Source organism: Actinospica durhamensis (assembly GCF_018139695.1).
GTDB classification, from domain to species: domain Bacteria; phylum Actinomycetota; class Actinomycetes; order Streptomycetales; family Catenulisporaceae; genus Actinospica; species Actinospica durhamensis.
In genome coordinates this window covers 22,551-40,415 of record NZ_JAGSOG010000020.1, presented here as the reverse complement: position 1 = coordinate 40,415, position 17,865 = coordinate 22,551, and the positions used below count along the sequence as shown (strand labels likewise).

At 67.7% G+C, this 17,865-nt stretch carries 14 protein-coding genes and 3 pseudogenes; 12 read left to right on the top strand and 5 right to left on the bottom strand.

The annotated features are described in order from the left end of the window. Nucleotides 1-303 precede the first annotated feature (303 nt). Together KDL01_RS07005 and KDL01_RS07000 are read right to left on the bottom strand one after the other, a co-directional pair. The gene (locus tag KDL01_RS07005) at nt 304-873 is read right to left on the bottom strand and encodes a hypothetical protein (RefSeq protein WP_212527523.1); all 570 of its coding nucleotides are present in this window, start codon (nt 871-873) and stop codon (nt 304-306) included. 563 nt (nt 874-1,436) lie between these two features. Further along, the gene (locus KDL01_RS07000) at nt 1,437-1,631 is read right to left on the bottom strand and encodes a universal stress protein (protein ID WP_212527522.1); all 195 of its coding nucleotides are present in this window, start codon (nt 1,629-1,631) and stop codon (nt 1,437-1,439) included. Nucleotides 1,632-2,072: 441 nt separating this feature from the next. On the opposite strand from KDL01_RS07000, the gene kdpF reads away from it, so the two are divergent. The 7 genes from kdpF (at nt 2,073) to KDL01_RS06965 (ending at nt 10,960) form a co-directional block, all read left to right on the top strand. Continuing rightward, a complete protein-coding gene (gene kdpF / locus KDL01_RS06995; RefSeq protein ID WP_212527521.1) occupies nt 2,073-2,162 on the top strand; it encodes a K(+)-transporting ATPase subunit F in 90 nt (29 codons plus the stop codon). Between the two features lies 1 nt (nt 2,163). After that, the gene (kdpA, locus tag KDL01_RS06990) at nt 2,164-3,828 is read left to right on the top strand and encodes a potassium-transporting ATPase subunit KdpA (RefSeq protein WP_212527520.1); all 1,665 of its coding nucleotides are present in this window, start codon (nt 2,164-2,166) and stop codon (nt 3,826-3,828) included. Then, nucleotides 3,829-5,931 (top strand): potassium-transporting ATPase subunit KdpB, encoded by a 2,103-nt coding sequence (gene kdpB / locus KDL01_RS06985; protein ID WP_212527519.1) that lies wholly within the window; start codon nt 3,829-3,831, stop codon nt 5,929-5,931. Between the two features lie 5 nt (nt 5,932-5,936). Beyond that, on the top strand, nt 5,937-6,689 hold the full coding sequence (locus KDL01_RS06980; protein ID WP_212527518.1) for a potassium-transporting ATPase subunit C: 753 nt from the start codon (nt 5,937-5,939) through the stop codon (nt 6,687-6,689). An 82-nt stretch (nt 6,690-6,771) separates the two neighbouring features. After that, complete coding sequence (locus tag KDL01_RS06975; RefSeq protein WP_212527517.1) at nt 6,772-9,429, top strand: ATP-binding protein; 2,658 nt, start codon at nt 6,772-6,774, stop codon at nt 9,427-9,429. 2 nt (nt 9,430-9,431) lie between these two features. Beyond that, the gene (locus tag KDL01_RS06970; RefSeq protein WP_212527535.1) at nt 9,432-10,139 is read left to right on the top strand and encodes a response regulator; all 708 of its coding nucleotides are present in this window, start codon (nt 9,432-9,434) and stop codon (nt 10,137-10,139) included. A 65-nt stretch (nt 10,140-10,204) separates the two neighbouring features. After that, on the top strand, nt 10,205-10,960 hold the full coding sequence (locus tag KDL01_RS06965) for a DUF4118 domain-containing protein (RefSeq protein ID WP_281415277.1): 756 nt from the start codon (nt 10,205-10,207) through the stop codon (nt 10,958-10,960). A 27-nt stretch (nt 10,961-10,987) separates the two neighbouring features. Here the strand turns inward: KDL01_RS06965 and KDL01_RS06960 are convergent, their stop codons facing one another. After that, a complete protein-coding gene (locus tag KDL01_RS06960) occupies nt 10,988-12,439 on the bottom strand; it encodes a GlnX family signal transduction membrane protein (RefSeq protein ID WP_212527515.1) in 1,452 nt (483 codons plus the stop codon). Nucleotides 12,440-12,709: 270 nt separating this feature from the next. On the opposite strand from KDL01_RS06960, the pseudogene KDL01_RS46750 reads away from it, so the two are divergent. Both KDL01_RS46750 and KDL01_RS46745 read left to right on the top strand, forming a co-directional pair. Continuing rightward, a pseudogene (locus tag KDL01_RS46750) lies at nt 12,710-12,877 on the top strand (ATP-binding protein); the annotation flags it as partial. Nucleotides 12,878-13,024: 147 nt separating this feature from the next. Next, nucleotides 13,025-14,103, top strand: a protein-coding gene (locus KDL01_RS46745) for an IS630 family transposase (protein WP_438801949.1) whose coding sequence is annotated in 2 segments (ribosomal slippage) — nt 13,025-13,508 and nt 13,508-14,103 — 1,080 coding nt in all. Because the reading frame shifts where the segments join, the coding sequence is not laid out codon by codon here. A gap of 33 nt (nt 14,104-14,136) precedes the next feature. On the opposite strand, the pseudogene KDL01_RS06940 reads toward KDL01_RS46745, so the two are convergent. Further along, nucleotides 14,137-14,555: pseudogene (locus tag KDL01_RS06940) on the bottom strand (inositol monophosphatase family protein); the annotation flags it as partial. Nucleotides 14,556-14,767: 212 nt separating this feature from the next. Continuing rightward, complete coding sequence (locus KDL01_RS06935) at nt 14,768-15,373, bottom strand: TetR/AcrR family transcriptional regulator (RefSeq protein WP_212527512.1); 606 nt, start codon at nt 15,371-15,373, stop codon at nt 14,768-14,770. 90 nt (nt 15,374-15,463) lie between these two features. Here KDL01_RS06935 and KDL01_RS06930 point away from each other — a divergent pair, with 90 nt between their 5' ends. The 3 genes and pseudogenes from KDL01_RS06930 to KDL01_RS45140 form a co-directional block, all read left to right on the top strand. Next, nucleotides 15,464-16,243 (top strand): SDR family NAD(P)-dependent oxidoreductase, encoded by a 780-nt coding sequence (locus KDL01_RS06930; protein WP_212527511.1) that lies wholly within the window; start codon nt 15,464-15,466, stop codon nt 16,241-16,243. Further along, nucleotides 16,240-17,160, top strand: a complete 921-nt coding sequence (locus KDL01_RS06925; protein WP_212527510.1) for an SDR family NAD(P)-dependent oxidoreductase — start codon at nt 16,240-16,242, stop codon at nt 17,158-17,160. The genes KDL01_RS06930 and KDL01_RS06925 overlap by 4 nt, the downstream gene beginning before the upstream one ends. Further along, nucleotides 17,161-17,519, top strand: a pseudogene (locus tag KDL01_RS45140) (helix-turn-helix domain-containing protein); the annotation flags it as partial. Nucleotides 17,520-17,865 lie beyond the last annotated feature (346 nt).

The window sequence follows — 17,865 nt, the reverse complement described above, 5'->3', positions numbered from 1 at the left end:
GAGTGTCTCGCAAACGCTCCGCCCGCACACGGCGCCCTCCGGACTCTCTCTCCGCCGGAGGGCGCCGTCATGCGATGGAACGCGGCGCACTCGCTGGGCGGAAATTGACCGTGACTCCATGTCGGTACCGCAGGAAGCTGTCGAACATCAGCGGAGCAGGCTCCCGTGGCGCCATGGATGTCAGGCTGCCGGCCTCATGCTGGCGTGCCGTCTTCCCGCAGAAAGATCGTTGTACGGCCGAGCGGCCGCGGGCCGGCGCGAGATCACCTGCTCGCACCGGCCCTGTGTCCTGCCTGATCCCGGCTAGCCCTGTAGGTTCTGCGGGTACGCCTCGGTGACCCCGAGCAGGTTCGTCACGCAGCTGATGCTTTCGAGCAGTTGCGGCGCGTCTGTCCAGCCGTCGCGCTTCCACAGCAGCAGCTCGCTGCCGTGGGTGCGCCAGCTGAAGCGAATCGGTGCGGCGAGCATGGTCTGGGTGAGCGCGGGTGCACTCGCAGCGTGCTGTGCGTCGGCGGTCTCGGCATAGACGCTCCAAACGGTGTCGAACTCCGGTACACCCGTCGTGAGCTGCCCGTCGGGGACATGGTCGGGAACGCGTGGGGCACTGAACGGCCGCTCTCCGCGCACCTCCAGCCAGTCGACCGGACGCGGCAGCATGATGAGCGCGAGGCCGTACAGGTGCAGGGAGCCGTTGAAGACGAGCTCGTACCCGGCGGCACGCGTGGGCAGGCCGTTGACCGTGCCGACGAGCACATCGTCGAGTTCGCGATGCCTGCCGTAGTGGAATGGCGGCCAGCCGGTGGAGCGTGCATCGGTCCAGGAGGCTTTGGAACCCTCACGGAACCCGTGCACGGTGCGCAGCTGCTCGGCCACTTGTCGGGCTCGTGCCCGGAGTCGCTGCGGTTGGATGTGCGGAGAGGCTGTGATCAGTATCGTCAGGCAGGCGAACAGTGCGAGCGGCAGGGCGAAGCGCATCGACGGTCGGCACCTCCTCGTGCTGTGCTCAGTGCGGAGCACTTACGCGCCGACCAGTCTTCCCGGCTCACCGTAGCTCTCTGTCAGATCAGACTACTGGTATGGGCGTGCGGCAAGCGGTTCTACGCATTTTCAACGCGCGTCAGCACTCGCGCGGGGATGAGTGAGCTCGTCGATCAGGCGGTCGAGCGCCACTCTGCGCTGCCATGGCGCCGGCAGTTCGGCCTGGAGGCGGGGCGGCGGGACGGCGATGACGGTGCAGGCCGCGTGGGCGAGGCGGGAGCGTGCGGTCCCGGCGTACGGCGGGTGCCTGAATCTGCCGCGCCTGCTTGCGCCGATGACGAGTAGGTCGTGGCTTCGGTTGGTCCTCTGTACCAGCGCGGGTCCCGCCGCACCATTGATCACGCATGGTTGCGATTTTATGACTGAGGGTAGTTCGCTCACGGCCTCGCGAAGGCGGGCTACAGCGCGGTTTCGGCGAATTCGCGCAGGAGTTCGGCGTACTGGGCAGATGGCACCCGGCGCGCGGCGATCTGGCCGCCCGGCAGCTCCCAGGCGAGGACGGGCATGAGCGCGACCTCCAGTCGGCGGGCCTGCCCGAGCGCGTAACGCAGCGCTTCGAGGCTTTCGGCGGACCCGTCCACTCCGACGATCACACGTCCGCCGATCTTCGACGGCACCTGCCCGGCAAAGCGCGCCGAACGCCGTTTGGCGGTTACTCACGCGGTCTCAACGCGGACCGGCGTGCTCTCGACACCGCGCTGACGCGACCGGGCATACTGGCGCAAAACCGGCGCGGTGAGGCGCCCTGGCGGCATCGGTCACGTCGGCGTCTCGGTCCCATCAGTCAGGCGTGGAGATCTGCGCAACGGCTGTTAGAACCGCGTATGAGAACCCCGCGTAAGCCCGAAAGGGCAGTTGTATACCCGAGGGCCTGGAGCAGGTGGTGAGGCGGTGATGTCCTCACGCACCGGGCCCGTCCACCCACTGTCGAGTAAAGAGTCTTGAGGAGCCCGAGATGGCCGACGTGATCTACGTCGCGCTCGTAATCGCGACTTTCGCCGTCCTCGCCCTGGTTGTGAAGGGGGTCGAGCGTCTTGAGCGCTGACAACATTATCGGTCTGATCGCCGCGATCGCGCTGAGCGTGTACCTGATCCTGGCGCTGGTCAAGCCGGAAAGGTTCTGACGTGTCCGTGGCGACATCCGGCTGGCTGCAGGCCGGTCTCCTCGTTCTCGCCCTGGCGGTGACCTACCGTCCGCTGGGTGATTACATGGCCCATATCCTGACCTCCGCGAAGCACTGGAGGGTGGAGAAGGGCCTCTACAAGCTGATGGGGGTGGACCCGGAGGCGGATCAGACCTGGCCGGTCTACATCCGCTCGGTGCTCGCGATCTCCGTGGTGGGGATCTTGCTGCTGTATGTGATCCTGCGGGTGCAGGATCATCTGATGATGTCGCTGGGTATGCCTGCGATGCAGGCGGACCTGGCGTACAACACCGCGTCCTCGTTCGTGACGAACACGAACTGGCAGAACTACGTCGGTGAGTCGGCTCTCGGCTACACCGCGCAGTTCCTGGGTCTTGCGGTGCAGAACTTCGTTTCCGCCGCCGTCGGTATCGCGGTGGTCGCGACGCTCATTCGCGGCTTCGTGCGTACCAGGACCGACCGGGTGGGTAACTTCTGGGTGGACCTGACCCGCCTCATCCTGCGCCTGATGCTGCCGTTCTCGGTCGTGTTCGGCATCATCCTGATCGCCACGGGCGTGCCGCAGGAGCTGTCGAACCACCTGACCAGCGTGACCACGCTCACCGGGGGTTCGGGCAACCTGTACACGGGGGCGACCGCGTCGCAGGAGGCCATCAAGGAACTCGGCACCAACGGCGGCGGCATCTTCAACGCGAACTCCGCACACCCGTTCGAGAACCCCAACGGGTTCACGAACTGGCTGGAGATCTACCTGCTGTTGTGCATCGGGTTCTCGCTGCCGCGCACCTTCGGCAAGATGGTCGGCTCGCACAAGCAGGGCTATGTGATCGCCGCTGTGATGGGCTTCATCTGGGCCGGCTCGGCCGCCACGATGACGTTCATGGAGGAGCGGCACTGGGGCTCCGCGATGGCGGTCGCCGGGTCCTCGATGAACGGCAAGGAGGTGCGTTTCGGGGTTCCCGCGAGCGCCCTGTTCGCCTCCTCGACGACGCTGACCTCGACCGGTGCGGTCAACTCGATGCACGATTCGTACTCCGCGCTCGGCGGCGGTACGGCGATATTCGACATGATGCTCGGGGAGATCGCACCCGGTGGTACCGGTTCTGGCCTGTACGGGATGCTCGTGCTCGCGATCGTGACGGTGTTCGTCGCGGGCCTGATGGTCGGGCGCACCCCGGAATACCTGGGCAAGAAGATCCGCCCGGCCGAGATGAAGTACGCGGCCCTGTACATCCTGGCCACGCCTTCGGTCGCGCTGATCTTCACGGGTATCGCGATGGCGACGACCACGGCGCGCAACTCGATGAACAACTCAGGTCCCCACGGCTTCTCCGAGGTGCTCTACGCGTTCACCTCGATGGCCAACAACAACGGCTCGGCGTTCGCGGGCCTGTCCGGCAACACCGATTTCTGGAACACCATGGGCGGTCTGGCGATGACGCTGGGCCGGTTCCTGCCGATGGTCTTCGTGCTGGCGCTGGCCGGCTCGCTGGCCAAGCAGCGCCACACCCCGGCCTCGGTCGGCACGCTCAAGACCCACACCCCGCTGTTCGCGGGCCTGCTGACCGGTGTGATCTTCATCGTGGTCGGCCTGACCTACTTCCCGGCTCTGGCCCTGGGCCCGCTGGCGGAGGGATTGAAGTAAATGTCTGCCATCACTCCTGCGGACGCGGGCACGGACACCAGCCGGATCGGCGGTGGTCTGCTGGACCCGAAGATGCTGTACAAGTCCCTGCCGGACGCGGTCAAGAAGTTCGACCCGCGGGTGCAGTTGAAGAACCCGGTGATGTTCGTCGTCGAGGTCGGCTCGCTGCTGACCACGTTCTCCGCGGTCGAGCATCCCTCGATCTTCGCGTGGACGATCACGGTGTGGCTGTGGTTGACGGTGTTGTTCGCGAACCTGGCCGAGGCGGTGGCCGAGGGCCGGGGCAAGGCCCAGGCCGCGACGCTGCGCAAGACCAAGACCTCGACCTCGGCCCGCCGGATCGCCTCGTGGGAGCCCGGTGTCAAGGGACAGATCGGGGCTCGTGGCGTCGAGACCGAGATCTCGGCGACCGAGCTCAAATTGGGCGACTTCGTCGTGGTGACGGCCGGTCAGGTCATCCCCGGTGACGGTGACGTCGTTGAGGGTGTCGCGTCGGTCGACGAGTCGGCGATCACGGGTGAGTCGGCTCCGGTGATCCGGGAGTCGGGTGGCGACCGTTCGTCGGTGACCGGTGGCACGAAGGTGCTGTCGGACGAGATCGTCGTGAAGATCACGACGAAGCCGGGTGAGACGTTCATCGACCGGATGATCGCCCTGGTCGAGGGCGCGGCACGGCAGAAGACCCCGAACGAGCTGGCGCTGAACGTGCTGCTGGCCTCGCTCACGGTCGTGTTCGTGCTGGCGGTGGTCACCCTGCAGCCGTTCGCGTTCTTCGCCGGCGCTCCGCAGTCCCTGGTGATCCTCGTCGCCCTCACGGTCGCGCTGATCCCGACGACGATCGGCGCGCTGCTCTCCGCGATCGGGATCGCGGGCATGGACCGGCTGGTGCAGCGCAACGTGCTCGCGATGTCCGGCCGTGCGGTGGAGGCGGCGGGTGATGTGAACACGCTGCTGCTGGACAAGACTGGCACCATCACCCTCGGCAACCGCCAGGCGAGCGAGTTCGTCCCGGTCGAGGGCGTGTCGATCGACGAGCTCGCCGACGCGGCGCAGCTCAGCTCCCTGGCGGACGAGACCCCTGAGGGCCGTTCGATCGTGGTTCTGGCCAAGCAGAAGTACGCCCTGCGCGGGCGTGAGGTGCACGACGCCACCTTCATCGAGTTCACCGCGCAGACCCGCATGTCCGGGGTCGACCTGCCCGACGGCACTCAGATCCGCAAGGGTGCGGCCAACGCCGTGCGGGACTGGGTGCGCGACAACGGCGGGCACGTGCACCCCGCAGTCGGACAGACCGTGGACGCGATCTCCGCGGCAGGCGGTACCCCGCTGGTCGTTGCGCAGATCAAAGGTGCCGACGCCCAGGTGCTGGGGGTGATTCACCTCAAGGACGTGGTCAAGGACGGGATAAAGGAGCGCTTCGCCGAGCTGCGCAAGATGGGCATCAAGACCGTCATGATCACCGGGGACAACCCGCTGACCGCGAAGGCGATCGCGGACGAGGCCGGGGTCGATGACTTCCTGGCCGAGGCCACCCCCGAGGACAAGCTCGCCCTGATCAAAAAGGAGCAGGAGGGCGGCAAGCTCGTCGCGATGACGGGCGACGGCACCAACGACGCCCCCGCCCTGGCCCAGGCGGACGTGGGGGTGGCGATGAACACCGGCACCTCCGCCGCGAAGGAGGCCGGGAACATGGTCGACCTCGACTCCAACCCGACGAAGCTGATCGAGATCGTCGAGATCGGCAAGCAGCTGTTGATCACCCGCGGGGCGCTGACCACGTTCTCGATCGCGAACGACGTCGCGAAGTACTTCGCGATGCTCCCGGCGATGTTCGCCGGGGTCTTCCCGGGCCTGTCGAAGCTCAACATCCTGCACCTCTACAGTCCCCAGTCCGCAATTACCTCCGCGATCGTGTTCAACGCCCTGATCATCGTGGCGCTGATCCCGCTCGCGCTGCGCGGGGTGCGCTACACCCCGTCCTCCGCCTCGGCGCTGTTGCGCCGCAACCTGTGGATCTACGGCGTCGGCGGCCTGATCATCCCGTTCGTGGGCATCAAGCTGCTCGACCTCGTGATCCACCTGCTCCCCGGAATGGGACGGTGAGACCGATGTCTCGACTTCCAGGACCCGTTCTGCGGCACCTGGCCGCGTTGCGCGCGATGCTCGTGTTCACGGTGATCTGCGGCGTCGCCTACCCCCTGGTGATGACCGGGATCGGGCAGGTCGCGTTCAAGAACCAGGCCGACGGCTCCCTGATCACCAACAGCAAGGGCCAGGTCATCGGCTCCAAGCTGCTGTGCCAGACCTTCGTCTCGTCCTCGGCCGCGGAGACCGCGCTGAACAAGAAGGACGAGGTGACGGGGTACGCCGACCCGATCAACAAGTACTTCCAGTCCCGTCCGACCTTCGCGATCGACTCGACCGCGGGCGGATACACCATCCAGCTCGCCGACGGCTGCAACTACGCCGCCTCCGGCAGCAACAACCTCGGGCCCAACGACCCCACCCTCACGAAGCTGATCGGCCTCATGCGCACCAACATGGCCGCGTTCGACTCCGCCGGCGGCACCACCGTCACCGCGGCCCAGGTGGCCACCGACGCCGTCACCGAGTCCGGGTCTGGTGAAGAGCCCTACATCACCCCGGAAAACGCCGACCAGCAGGCTGCCCGCATCGCCGACGCCCGCGGCATCACGGTCGACCAGGTCGAGGCCCTGATCAAGGCCAACACCTCCGGCCGCGACATCGGGATCCTCGGCGAACCCGCGGTGAACACCACCACCCTCAACATCGCCCTCGACCAGAAGTACCCGAGCAGCGACACCAGCACCACGGCGTTTACCACGGGCGCTACGTCCTGACGCAGTGCCACCTCCTCCTTCCCGGTTGCCTTGTCCGAGGCAGCCGGGAAGGACCTGTTTCCAAGGGACGGTTGATCGAACGATGCAACGCGGGAAACTGCGGGTCTATCTCGGTGCCGCGCCGGGCGTGGGCAAGACGTACAAGATGCTCGAGGAGGGGCACCGGCGGGCCGAACGCGGCGCGGACGTGGTGCTCGCCTACGTAGAGACGCACGGGCGCGCCACCACGGCGAAGATGGCCGAGGGTCTCGAGCTGATCCCGCGTATCACCCGCGAGGACCGCGGCGTCGAGTTCGAGGAGATGGACCTCGACACCGTGCTCGCCCGGCGCCCCCAGATAGCGCTGGTTGACGAACTGCCGCACAGCAACGTGCCCGGCGGGCGGCACGAGAAGCGCTGGCAGGACATCCAGGACATGCTCGACGCCGGGATCGAGGTCATCTCGACCGTCAACGTCCAGCACCTCGAATCCCTCAACGACGTGGTGCAGCGCATCACCGGAGTGCCGCAGCGCGAGACCGTGCCGGACGAGGTGGTGCGTTCGGCCGACCAGATCGAGCTCGTGGACATGTCCCCGGAGTCGCTGCGCCGCCGGCTCGCGCACGGAAACGTCTACGCCGCCGAGAAGATCGACGCAGCGCTCGGCAACTACTTCCGCGTCGGGAACCTGACCGCGTTGCGGGAGCTCGCGCTGCTGTGGGTGGCCGACCGGGTCGACGAAGTACTCCAGCGCTACCGCGAGGAGCACAGCATCGACCGGATCTGGGAGGCGCGCGAGCGGGTGGTGGTGGCGCTGCCCGGGGGAGAGGAAGGGGAGCTGCTGATCCGGCGGGCTGCCCGGATCGCGGCGCGTTCAGCCGGCGGTGAGCTGATCGCGGTGCACATCGCCCGTTCTGACGGGCTGTCGGGCGGCACCAGCCCGACCGCCCTGGCGGCGCAGCGCCACCTCATCGAATCCCTCGGGGGCAGCTATCACTCGATCATCGGCGACGACGTGCCGCGGGCGCTGATCGAGTTCGCGCAGGCGAAGAACGCGACGCAGCTGGTGCTCGGCACCTCGCGGCGCAGCCGGGTCAACCGCTTCCTGACCGGGCAGGGCATCGGCGAGACCACGATCATGCTCTCGGGCGACATCGACGTGCACATGGTCACCCACAAGGAGGCGGCGCCGCGCAGACGGCCGTGGTGGCTGCCGCCGAATCCCTTCCGCCACGCCGCCTGGGGCAGAGGCGGGAGCTGGCTGGGTATCAGCGCGGGCGTGGCCGCACCGCCGGTGTTGACCGTGGCGCTCACCTCGGCCGGGCCTTCCCTCGGCGTGAACCTGACCAGCGACGTGCTGCTCTTCCTCTCGCTGACCGTCGCGATCTCCCGGCTCGGCGGGATGTTCTCCGCGTTCGTCGCCGCGCTGTGGAGCTCGCTGCTGCTCAACTTCTACTTCATCCCGCCGGTGCACACCCTGACCATCGCGGAGACGAACAACTGGATCGCGCTGGCGGTGTTCGTCGTCGTGGGGCTGACGGTGGCCTCCGTGGTGGACCTGGCGATCAAGCAGACACGCAGCGCGGTCAACGCCTCCGCGGAGGCCGAGACGCTCAACGCCTTCGCTCTCGCCGTGCTGCGCGGCGACGAGGCGATAGCGGCGCTGCTGGAACGGTTCCGCGAGACCTTCTCCATGGAGTCGGTCTGCCTGCTCCAGCGCACCGAGACCGACGGCCCGCGGCTGCCGGACGCGATCGACGATCCACGGCGGTGGACGCTGGTCGCCGCGACCGGGGCCGAGCCGGCGCTCACCCCCGCCCGCGCCGACACCGTGATCGACGCAGGCCCCGGCGCCGTGCTCGCCCTGCGCGGACGCACCCTGCCCGCGGCCGACCAACGTGTGCTCGCCGCATTCGCCGCGCAGGCCACCGCCGCGATGGAACGGCGCCGTCTCTCCCGGGAGGCGGCCGCGGCCCAGAGCCTGGCCGCGGCGGACAAAATGCGCACCGCGCTCCTCGCCGCGGTCTCCCACGACCTGCGCACCCCGCTCGCGGCGGCCAAAGCCTCGATCAGCACCCTGCGTGACCCCGAACTCGAGCTGCCGGACGCCGACCGGGCCGAACTGCTCGAGGCCGCGGAGGAGTCCCTCGACAAGCTCACCCGGCTGGTGGAGAACCTGCTCGACATGTCGCGTCTGCAGGCCGGCGCGCTCAAACCGCGACTGGAGCCCGTGGCCATCGAGGAGATCATCCCGCGAGCGATCGACGATGTGACGGAGTCGGCGGGCCGCGTGCACGTGGAGGCGCCGGATTCGGGCCTGCCGGACGCGCTCGTCGATGCGCCTCTGCTCGAACGCGTCGTGGCGAACCTGGTGGGCAACGCCGTGACGCACACCGACTCTCCGGTCGTCATCACCGTATCCGCGCTCGGCGACCAGATCGAGGTGCGCGTCATCGATCGCGGGCCCGGCATCCCGGAACAGGACTGGGATCTGGTCTTCCGACCCTTCCAGCGACTCGGTGACCGCGACAACACCACCGGTGTGGGTCTCGGCCTTGCCCTGTCCCGGGGCCTCGCCGAGGCGATGGGCGGCACGCTCGTGCCCGAGGACACTCCGGGCGGCGGGGTGACGATGGTTCTGTCCGTGCCGGCCGTGCCCGGCGTCCGGCTCGTGGCCGAACGGCGCTCGGCCGCCGAAGAGCGCTCTGCGCGTGCCCGCCCGACGCCCGCGGGCGCGGGACCACAGGCGCAGGAGGCCTGATGATGATGCGGGTTCTGGTGGTCGATGACGAGCCGCAGCTGATGCGTGCGTTGCGGATCAATCTCTCGGCGCGGCGCTATGAGGTCGTGGTGGCCGCGGACGGGGCCGAGGCGCTGGAGGCGGCCGCTCGGCACATGCCGGACCTCGTCGTGCTCGACCTGGGTCTGCCGGACATGGACGGCACGGATGTCATCGCCGGCCTGCGCGGGTGGACGAAGGTGCCGATCCTCGTGCTCTCCGGTCGCACGGACGCGACCGACAAGGTCGAGGCGCTCGACGCGGGCGCGGACGACTATATGACCAAGCCGTTCTCCATGGACGAACTCATGGCTCGGCTCAGAGCCCTGCAACGGCGCGCCGAGGCCGACGCGTCGGCCAGAGCCGCTGAGCCGGCGGTTCTGATCGGCTATTTCAACGTCGACCTGGCCGCGAAGACGGTGACCAAGCGCCCCGACGCACCGGCGCAAGTGCCGGAATCGGTGCATCTGACCAAGACCGAGTGGGCTGTGCTCGAGGTCTTGGTCAGGAACCCGGGCCGGCTGGTGTCCGGCAAGCAGCTGCTCCAGCAGGTCTGGGGCCCGACCTACGAATCCGAGACGAATTACCTGCGTTTCTATATGGGAAAGCTGCGTCAGAAGCTTGAGCCGGAGCCCGCGCAGCCCCAACAGCTCCTCACGGAGATCGGAATGGGATACAGGTTCCAGCCGTAACCGCCTGCTGGAAACGGGGACACGCGGCAATGGACAAGCCGTAGAAGAATTGATACACCGGGGACATGTTCGAATTCGTGCGTAGGCGGCGCGACCGGATCGCCGTGGTATCCGCCCTTGTCGTTCCTGTCATGATATGCACCGCTTTGATCCCGGCGCGTACATCGCTGCCCAACACGGATGCGGCTCTGGTCCTGGTGGCCTTCATCGTGGCGGTGGCCGCGTTCGGCAACCGTGCCGCTGGATACCTGGCAACGCTCGGCACCGCGCTCTGGTTCGACTTCTTCCTCACCGTCCCCTATGAGCGCCTCACGATCACCCACCGGACCGACGTGCAGACCACTACGCTGCTGGTGCTGGTGGGAGCCGGCGTGACCGAACTGGCGGTAGCCGCGCGCCGTCGCGCCCGTGTCGTCGCCCTCGACGAAACGCTCCTGGCAGTCGTCGAGTCCACCGCCGCGCTGATGGCGCGCGGCGAGAGCACGGACGCGGTCATCGACCAAGTGCGCGTCCAGCTCACGTCCATCCTCGCCCTCCGGGCCTGCGGGTTCGAGCCGGGCGCCGCACAGGTGCGCGGGCCGCGCCTCGAGCCGGAGGGAACGCTGCGCTGGGGAGCGGCCGATTGGAAGGTCGAAGAACACGGTTTCCCGCGAGACCGCATCGCCCTGCCCGCACGATACTGCGGCGGTGTCTACGGACACTTCCTGCTCACCCCCACCCCGGGCACCGCACCCGGCCTGCATGCGCGGCGCACCGCCGTGGTACTCGCGGATCTGGCCGCGGCCTCACTCGCCGGTGAACGCACCCAGCCCCGCAGGTGAGGTCGAGGCGGCCTGAGGGTTGCGGGCTCACCGGTATTCACGCAGCCGGAGGTAGCCGGCCTGGACGGTGAACAGCAGCAGGAGCAGTTCGCCGGTGATCAGCGTGGCCCACGTCGCGGCGCCGGTAGCGCCGAGGCCTGACGCGATTCCGGAGGCGAACGCCGCGTCGTTGATGGCGATGACCGCGCTGAGTTTCGCCATGTACTGATTGAACGCGTAGTTCGACTGCCCCGGCCGGGTACCGATGTCGAACGCCACCGCGGCAGCCGGGTCTCCGCTCTCGGCGTCGGAGCGGATGGTGGCGTCGTCCTGGAGGTAGGTGTCGAAAGCCCGGGTCGTGTCGTAGGCGGCCTGTGCCTCGTCGGCGAAGGTGATGTTGTTCAGTTCGGTGCCGAGGTATCCGGTGAGCGTCACGCCGGAGACGGAGTCTGCCGCAGCGTCGAGGTGCAGGGCGTCGACTGCCGCGGACAGGCCGGAGTAGTAGGGCTGCGGGTTGGTCCCGGCGCCCTCGCCGGACACCCCGGGCACACCGGCGACCGTGCTGATCTTCTGGAAGAACGAGGTCTGCAAGGCCGGGGTGCGCTCCAGCAGCCAGCGGCTCTCGTCCGCGTTGGCGTCGTCGGACACTGCCTCGGCGCGGGTGAGGGCGTTGATGGAGTCGTAGGCCTCTTGTTTCGCGTAGTGCAGGTGGTCTGCCGCGGAAAGCTGCGTCGTCAGTCCGGTCACGCCCAGGACGAGCGAGACGAGCGCGCCGAGCGCGAGCAGGCTCAGGCGGCGGCGGAACCTGCGGGCGTGGTAACGGTTGCCCAGGACCAGCGCCGCTGCGGTGAGCAGCGCGAGCGCGAGGATGGCGAAGCCGTAGACGGCAGCGCCCGACCGCTCGCCCGAATACGAGGAGTCCACGGCGTTGCTGTCCGCGTCGGAGATCTGGAGCGAGATCGGCAGCAAGGTGGCGTGCAGCATCGCAGAGGCCTGGCTGTACGAGGCCAGCGCGGCGGCCGGCGGCGCCGCCGGCGCCTCGTTCTCGGTGTGCTGATCGACGTAGAGAGCCTGGGCGATAAGGGCCTCGTAGGAACCGAGATCGTCGAGGAGGTGCTCGGCCTGCGCGGCCAGCAGCGGGTTGCGTGTGATCTGCTCCAGGTCGGCATCGGCCGCTTTGCGGTCGTGCTCGTAGACGGACGCGGAGGCAGAAGCGTCGACCGAAGCGGGCACCATGGACGGGTCGTCCGGGTGATAACCGACCAGCAGCGCGTTGGCGGCCTGCGCGTCCATGTCGTTGAGCTCGTAATACAGGTCGCTGGTCGCCGAGACCTCATCGGTACGCGCCCGGAGGCCGGAGAAGCTGGAGGCGTCGCCGCTCAGCCCGAACGCGTAGACGAGGCCGAGCAGCACGCCGAGCACGGCGAGGCCGACAGTGAGCAGCACCAGCTGCCGCGGGGTGCCACCGAATATCCGGCGCGCCCGGCGAGCGCCCAGCACGGCAACGTCTCGTTCCTGCACCACACTCATCGAGCCCCCGCCCCCACCCACGACTCACCGGAATCCGCGACTCCACAATTCACTGCCGTACAGTGCCCTCGTGGCGGCCCGCGCGTAAAGGCGCCGACGCGAATCTATGCACGAATTCAACGGCCTGCCGTCGATCGTGTGAATGCGGTCACGCTAGTCGGACGCCCTCGCGCAAAATGAGCCGTAGAAAATTGGTGAGAGGCGTTAAAAGAGTGACAGAAATCTTTCGCGCATTGGTTCATCCTCGACGACTTCGCGCTGCGCCAATTCACCGCGCAGCAAGCCGACGACCTCTACGAACTCGTCTCCCAACGCAGCGCCGACGGCACCAGCCTGATCATCACCGCGAACCGGGCAGCCCAGGACTGGTATGGCCTGTTCCCCAACCCCGTCGTCCCAGAGTCCCTGCGGCCCGGAAGCGGGGCGAGCTCGGGAACGGCGGATCCAGATTGACATCCACTAGCTGGTTTGCCGAGCTAGGGAGCTTGGCGTGCTGATGTCGCGCCAGGCTGGCGCCACGGTGACGGACGGGGCATCGCGCAGTATTTGTGGATCATGCGGTATGCGCAGGGCGGCGGTTTCGATGCGGCGGGACGTGCCCGGCGCGAGCAGGTCCGCTTGCGTGCCGTCGATCTGATCGATGCAGGTCACAGCAATGTCGAGATCGCCAACATGTTGCGGGTCACGCCCAAGAGCGTCTCGCTGTGGAAGGCCCAGTACGTCAAGGGCGGGCGCGAGGGCCTGGTGAGCAAGGGACACGGCGGCCGGCAGCCGTACCTGACCGACGGGCAGGTGCGGGAGTTGGCCGCCGCCTTGGACGAGGGCCCGGCGGCGCACGGCTACCAGGACGACCAGCGGTGGACGCTCGCGCGGATACGTGACCTGATTCAAGGGATGTTCCGGGTGCGGTACAAGGATGTGAGCACCGTGGCGCGGCTGCTGGACCGGGCCGGGTACTCCTGGCAGGCGCCGGCCAGACGCGCGGCCGAGCGCGACGAGGAGAAGATCGCCGCGTGGCGTGAGGAGTCGTGGCCTGAGATAAAAAGCTAGCCTCGGAGCTGGGGGCCTGGCTGGGCTTCGAGGATGAGGCAGGCCAGGGACTCAGGCCCCCGCACGGGCGAACATGGGGGCTGCGGGGTGTCACGCCGGTGGTGAAGGTGACCGCCGCGGGCACCAAGCGCGTCTCGCTGGCCGGGCTGCTCGCCTTCAGGCCCGGGGCCGAGCACGCGCCCCGGTTCATCCACCGGTGCATCGTCTACCACGGGCGCAAGAGCGAGAAGAAGGGCTTCGCCGAGGACGACTACATCCGGCTGCTCGATGCCGCTCACCAGCAGCTTAGCGGCCCGATCGTCCTGGTGTGGGACAACATCAACACGCATAAATCCGAGAAGATGCGTCGGCTGATCGCCAAGCGGGACTGGCTGACCGTCTTCCACCTGCCCCCGTACGCGCCCGAGCTCAACCCGGTCGAGGGCGTGTGGTCGGCGATGAAATCCGGCCTGGTCAACCTCGCCAAACGCAGCATCGAGGCGCTGACCGCGCTGGTCAAGACACGACTACGCCGCCTGCAATACCGTCCCACGGCCCTGGCCGGCCTTCTCGCGAAGACCGGCCTGGACCTACAGCCCCCATAGACACCACATCAGCACGCCAAGCTCTCTAGGCGCCAACTCCGCATCCGCTCCATCCCGCCACACACCAGCCTTGTGGCCATCGGTATAGAAGGCTTGGCTTCGCCGCTAAACGGGTCCGCAACCGCCGCCGACCCGCCTCGCAGCGCCACATTGACCGCCACCAGCATGCTGCCCACGGCGTAGTTCAGCGTGCCGCACAAAGGGTCCACCAGCCACTGACGTTCCGCCCCGTCAGCCCCCTGTCGCCCGCCCTCCTCGCCAAGCAGCGCATCACCAGGCCGAGCCGCCCGGATGACATCGAAGATCGCCTTCTCCGCTGTCACGTCCGCGGTCGTCGCGAAGTTTCCTGCGCCTTTGTCGATACGGCCAAGTCGGCTACCGTACATCCGCTGCACGATGTCAGCCACAGCGTAAGCCGCAGCTACCGCGACCTCGGCATCATCCAGACTCATCTCGATCACGCGATGCAGCGTATCGAGGACACCGCCATCCGGCTCCAGCGCCGTCGCCACGCGGGCCGCCAGGACTCAGACGAAGGCCTGAGGATTTACGCCGTCCCTCCCATGAGGAAACCCGCCGCCGCCCACACGAGGACCTCTGGCTGCGGATCACGGACAGTACTCGGGGCTACTCGTCGGGCTCGAAGAGTTTGCTGAGTAGGGGCTCAAGTCTTGATGGCAAGGGCGAGGAGCGTATCGATCGCAGTTTCGAAGGGACGCGTACTGCGTTGCACCTGGGCGAGGAGGAGTGCGCCTTGGAGGGTTGCGAGCACAGTGGTGGCGAGGTCGTCCGGGTCGATGCCGGGCGCGAGCTTCCCGTCGGAGTGAAGCAACCTGAGTCCCTCGCTGATCGCGGTTGCCCACCGCTCGAGTCCGGCGGCGATGAGGGCTCGGGCCTCGGGGTCGCTCTCGGCGAGTTGACCAACGAGCGAACCGAGTGGGCAGCCTCCTGCCTGGGCGCGCGTCACCCCGGTGACGACCATGTCTCGCCAGGCTTCGAGTCCCATCGCGCTGCCGAGAAGCGCCTGGCGCTGGTTGGTGACGACGGTGTCGGCTTGATAGCCGATGACCGCCTGCAGGAGCTCGTTCTTGTCGGGAAAGTAGTGGTAGAGCTGGGAACCGCTGACCTGCGCCGCCGCCTTGACGTCGTCCAAGGTGGTACCCGCTACCCCGCGCTCATGGATCAAGGCGGCAGCCTCTTCCACGATTCGCGCCCGGACGCGTTCACCCTTGCGGGTCAGCCGCGGCCGATCATTCGTTCCGTTGACCATGCACCCATACTAGCAATTCTGAGTTTGACAGCCCAGTCCGACTAGACAAGAGTGGGTCACGTAACTCACTTTGAGTGGAGGACGCACCGCATGTCTGTTGACTTGAAGGACAGAACCGCACTGGTCACCGGGTCGACGAGCGGGATCGGCAGGGCTACGGCCATAGCGCTCGCTGCCCGCGGCGCCCACGTCCTGGTCGTCGGACGCAACGCACAAAGAGCCGAACGGGTCGTGGCCGAGATCGAAGGCAGCGGAGGTAAAGCCTCGTTCACGCTCACCACGCTGGGAGACCTGGAATCGGCACAGGACCTGGCGCGATGGGCCACCGAGGCCGGCGATGGCCACGTCGACATCCTCGTCAACAACGCCGGGGTCGCCTTTCTCGGGCCGAGCGATGCCGCGACCGAAGCAGAGTTCGACGAGACCTTCGGACTCAACGTCAAGGTCCCGTTTTTCCTCGTCGCGGCCCTGGCACCGGCGATGGCCGAGCGCGGATGGGGTTCGATCGTCAATGTCAGCACGATGGTCGCCAGTTTCGGACAGGCCGGCATGGCGATGTACGGCGCGAGCCGAGCGGGACTGGAACTGTTGACGAAGGCCTGGGCCGCCGAATACGGGCCGCGTGGTGTTCGCGTCAACGCCGTCGCGCCCGGCCCGACGCGCACCCGGATGACCGAAGGCCTCCCCGACGAGATGGTGAACCAGCTCGCAGCCCTGGCACCGGCAGGTCGCCTCGCCGAGCCTGAGGAACTTGCTTCGGCGATCGTCTTCCTGGCCAGTGACTCGTCAACAGAGCATCGGCCCCCCATGACGCAGCAAGAGCCGCCCAACCTGAATAAGCCCACGCAAGAGGAGAGGGAATACCGATGAGCACACTCCCAGGAAAGACTGTGATGGTGACCGGCGCGAACGGCGGGATCGGCAAGGATGTGGCCCGGCAACTGGCATTGCGTCCCGAAACGGCGCGGATCTACTTGGCATGCCGCAACCGGGATCGGGCGAGCGCGGCGAAGGCCGAGCTCGAAGCCGCTACCGGCCGGCGCATCTTCGACATCGTCGTCATGGACGTCGCCGATCTGTCCTCGGTCCGAGCCGGCCTTGCGGCCATCGACGGATCCGTCGACGCGCTGGTCATGAACGCCGGTGTCATCGGACCGCGGTCGATGGAGTTGACCGCTGACGGGGTCACCAACGTGTTCGCGACGAATGTTCTCGGCCACGTCGTCCTCCTCGAAGGGCTCTTGGCCGAGGGGCGGCTTGGCGAGGTTGCGGTCCTCGCCGGAAGCGAAGCGGCCCGCGGGCTTCCGAAGTTGCGGATGAAACGGCCGTCCTTCGTCTCAACCTCTGCCGATGAACTCGCCACCGTCATCGACGGCAGCTACTTCGCCGACGGAAAGACCGACTTCAACCTCGCCTTCGGGCAGGCCAAGTACATCGGGGCCCTCTGGATGGCCCACCTGGCCCGCCAACATCCCGACCGCCGCTTCATCACCGTGAGCCCTGGAGCCACCACCGGCACCCAAGCCTCCAACGACATTGCCCTGCCGCTGCGTATCGCGGCCAAGTACGTCATGCCCGCCCTAGGGATCTCCCACAAGCTCGAGGTCGGCGCGAAGCGACTGGTCGACGGAGTCACCGACCCGACCCTGTCCAGCGGCGTGTTCTACGCCAGCGCGGCCAACAAGCTCAAGGGTCCCCTGGTCGACCAAGCCGACATCTTCCCCGACCTGGCCAACCCGTCATTTCAGGACCACGCCAACGAGGCCATCCACCGATTCATGACCTGAATCGGCTTCACCTCCCTGCACGAGAACCTGGACACCACCACCCCGGCGGGTGCCTGGTCTTCCACGTGTTCGCCGCCCTGGCCGAGTTCATCCGAGAACTGATCATTCAGGGCGCCAACGAGGGCCTGGACGCCGCCCGCGCCCGCGGCCAGCGCCTGGGACGGCCCCCGGCGATGACCCCGGAGCAGGTCAAGCACGCCCGCGACCTGCTCACCCAGCCGGAGAACACCATCTCCTCCGTCGTCCGGCTGCTGAATGTTTCGCGCTCGACCATCTACAAGCACGTCCCCGAACTGGCCCAGGGCCGCCCGGCCGTGCCCGGCCAGCGGGCCGAGGAACTGGAAGGCAGCCCATCGTGATCGGCTTCCCGTATCGCCGGAAAGGCCCCGTCGAACTCGGCGCCGCCCCCGGGCCCCCCGGCCCCTTCGGCCTGCGCGAACCAGAGCCGTAGGCCGCCGTCGCGATGCCGTCGTGCGTACCGCAGGCGTCGTGCGCGGCCACGCCGGCGATGTGCTCGTGGCGTTCGCCGACCGGCCCCTCGATCTGCTCGTGGTCGGGAAGGGACGGCCCCGGCCACCGCCGATCCTGGTGCGGCCAGGTCACCCGGTACTGCCTCGCCTCTGCCGCGTGCCCGGTCATCACGGTGCCCCCGACCGTCCTGGACACCGACGCCGGCCGGGTCCTGCGAGGACTGCGCCTGCGCCG

What these genes read in the sequence shown, in the direction of transcription:
- KDL01_RS06925 (WP_212527510.1), top strand. Translation starts at nt 16,240, where the DNA reads ATGAGCACACTCCCAGGAAAGACTGTGATGGTGACCGGCGCGAACGGC.
- KDL01_RS06935 (WP_212527512.1), bottom strand. Translation starts at nt 15,373, where the DNA reads ATGGTCAACGGAACGAATGATCGGCCGCGGCTGACCCGCAAGGGTGAA.
- KDL01_RS06930 (WP_212527511.1), top strand. Translation starts at nt 15,464, where the DNA reads ATGTCTGTTGACTTGAAGGACAGAACCGCACTGGTCACCGGGTCGACG.
- kdpB (WP_212527519.1), top strand. Translation starts at nt 3,829, where the DNA reads ATGTCTGCCATCACTCCTGCGGACGCGGGCACGGACACCAGCCGGATC.
- KDL01_RS06975 (WP_212527517.1), top strand. Translation starts at nt 6,772, where the DNA reads ATGCAACGCGGGAAACTGCGGGTCTATCTCGGTGCCGCGCCGGGCGTG.
- KDL01_RS06970 (WP_212527535.1), top strand. Translation starts at nt 9,432, where the DNA reads ATGATGCGGGTTCTGGTGGTCGATGACGAGCCGCAGCTGATGCGTGCG.
- KDL01_RS06965 (WP_281415277.1), top strand. Translation starts at nt 10,205, where the DNA reads ATGTTCGAATTCGTGCGTAGGCGGCGCGACCGGATCGCCGTGGTATCC.
- KDL01_RS06980 (WP_212527518.1), top strand. Translation starts at nt 5,937, where the DNA reads ATGTCTCGACTTCCAGGACCCGTTCTGCGGCACCTGGCCGCGTTGCGC.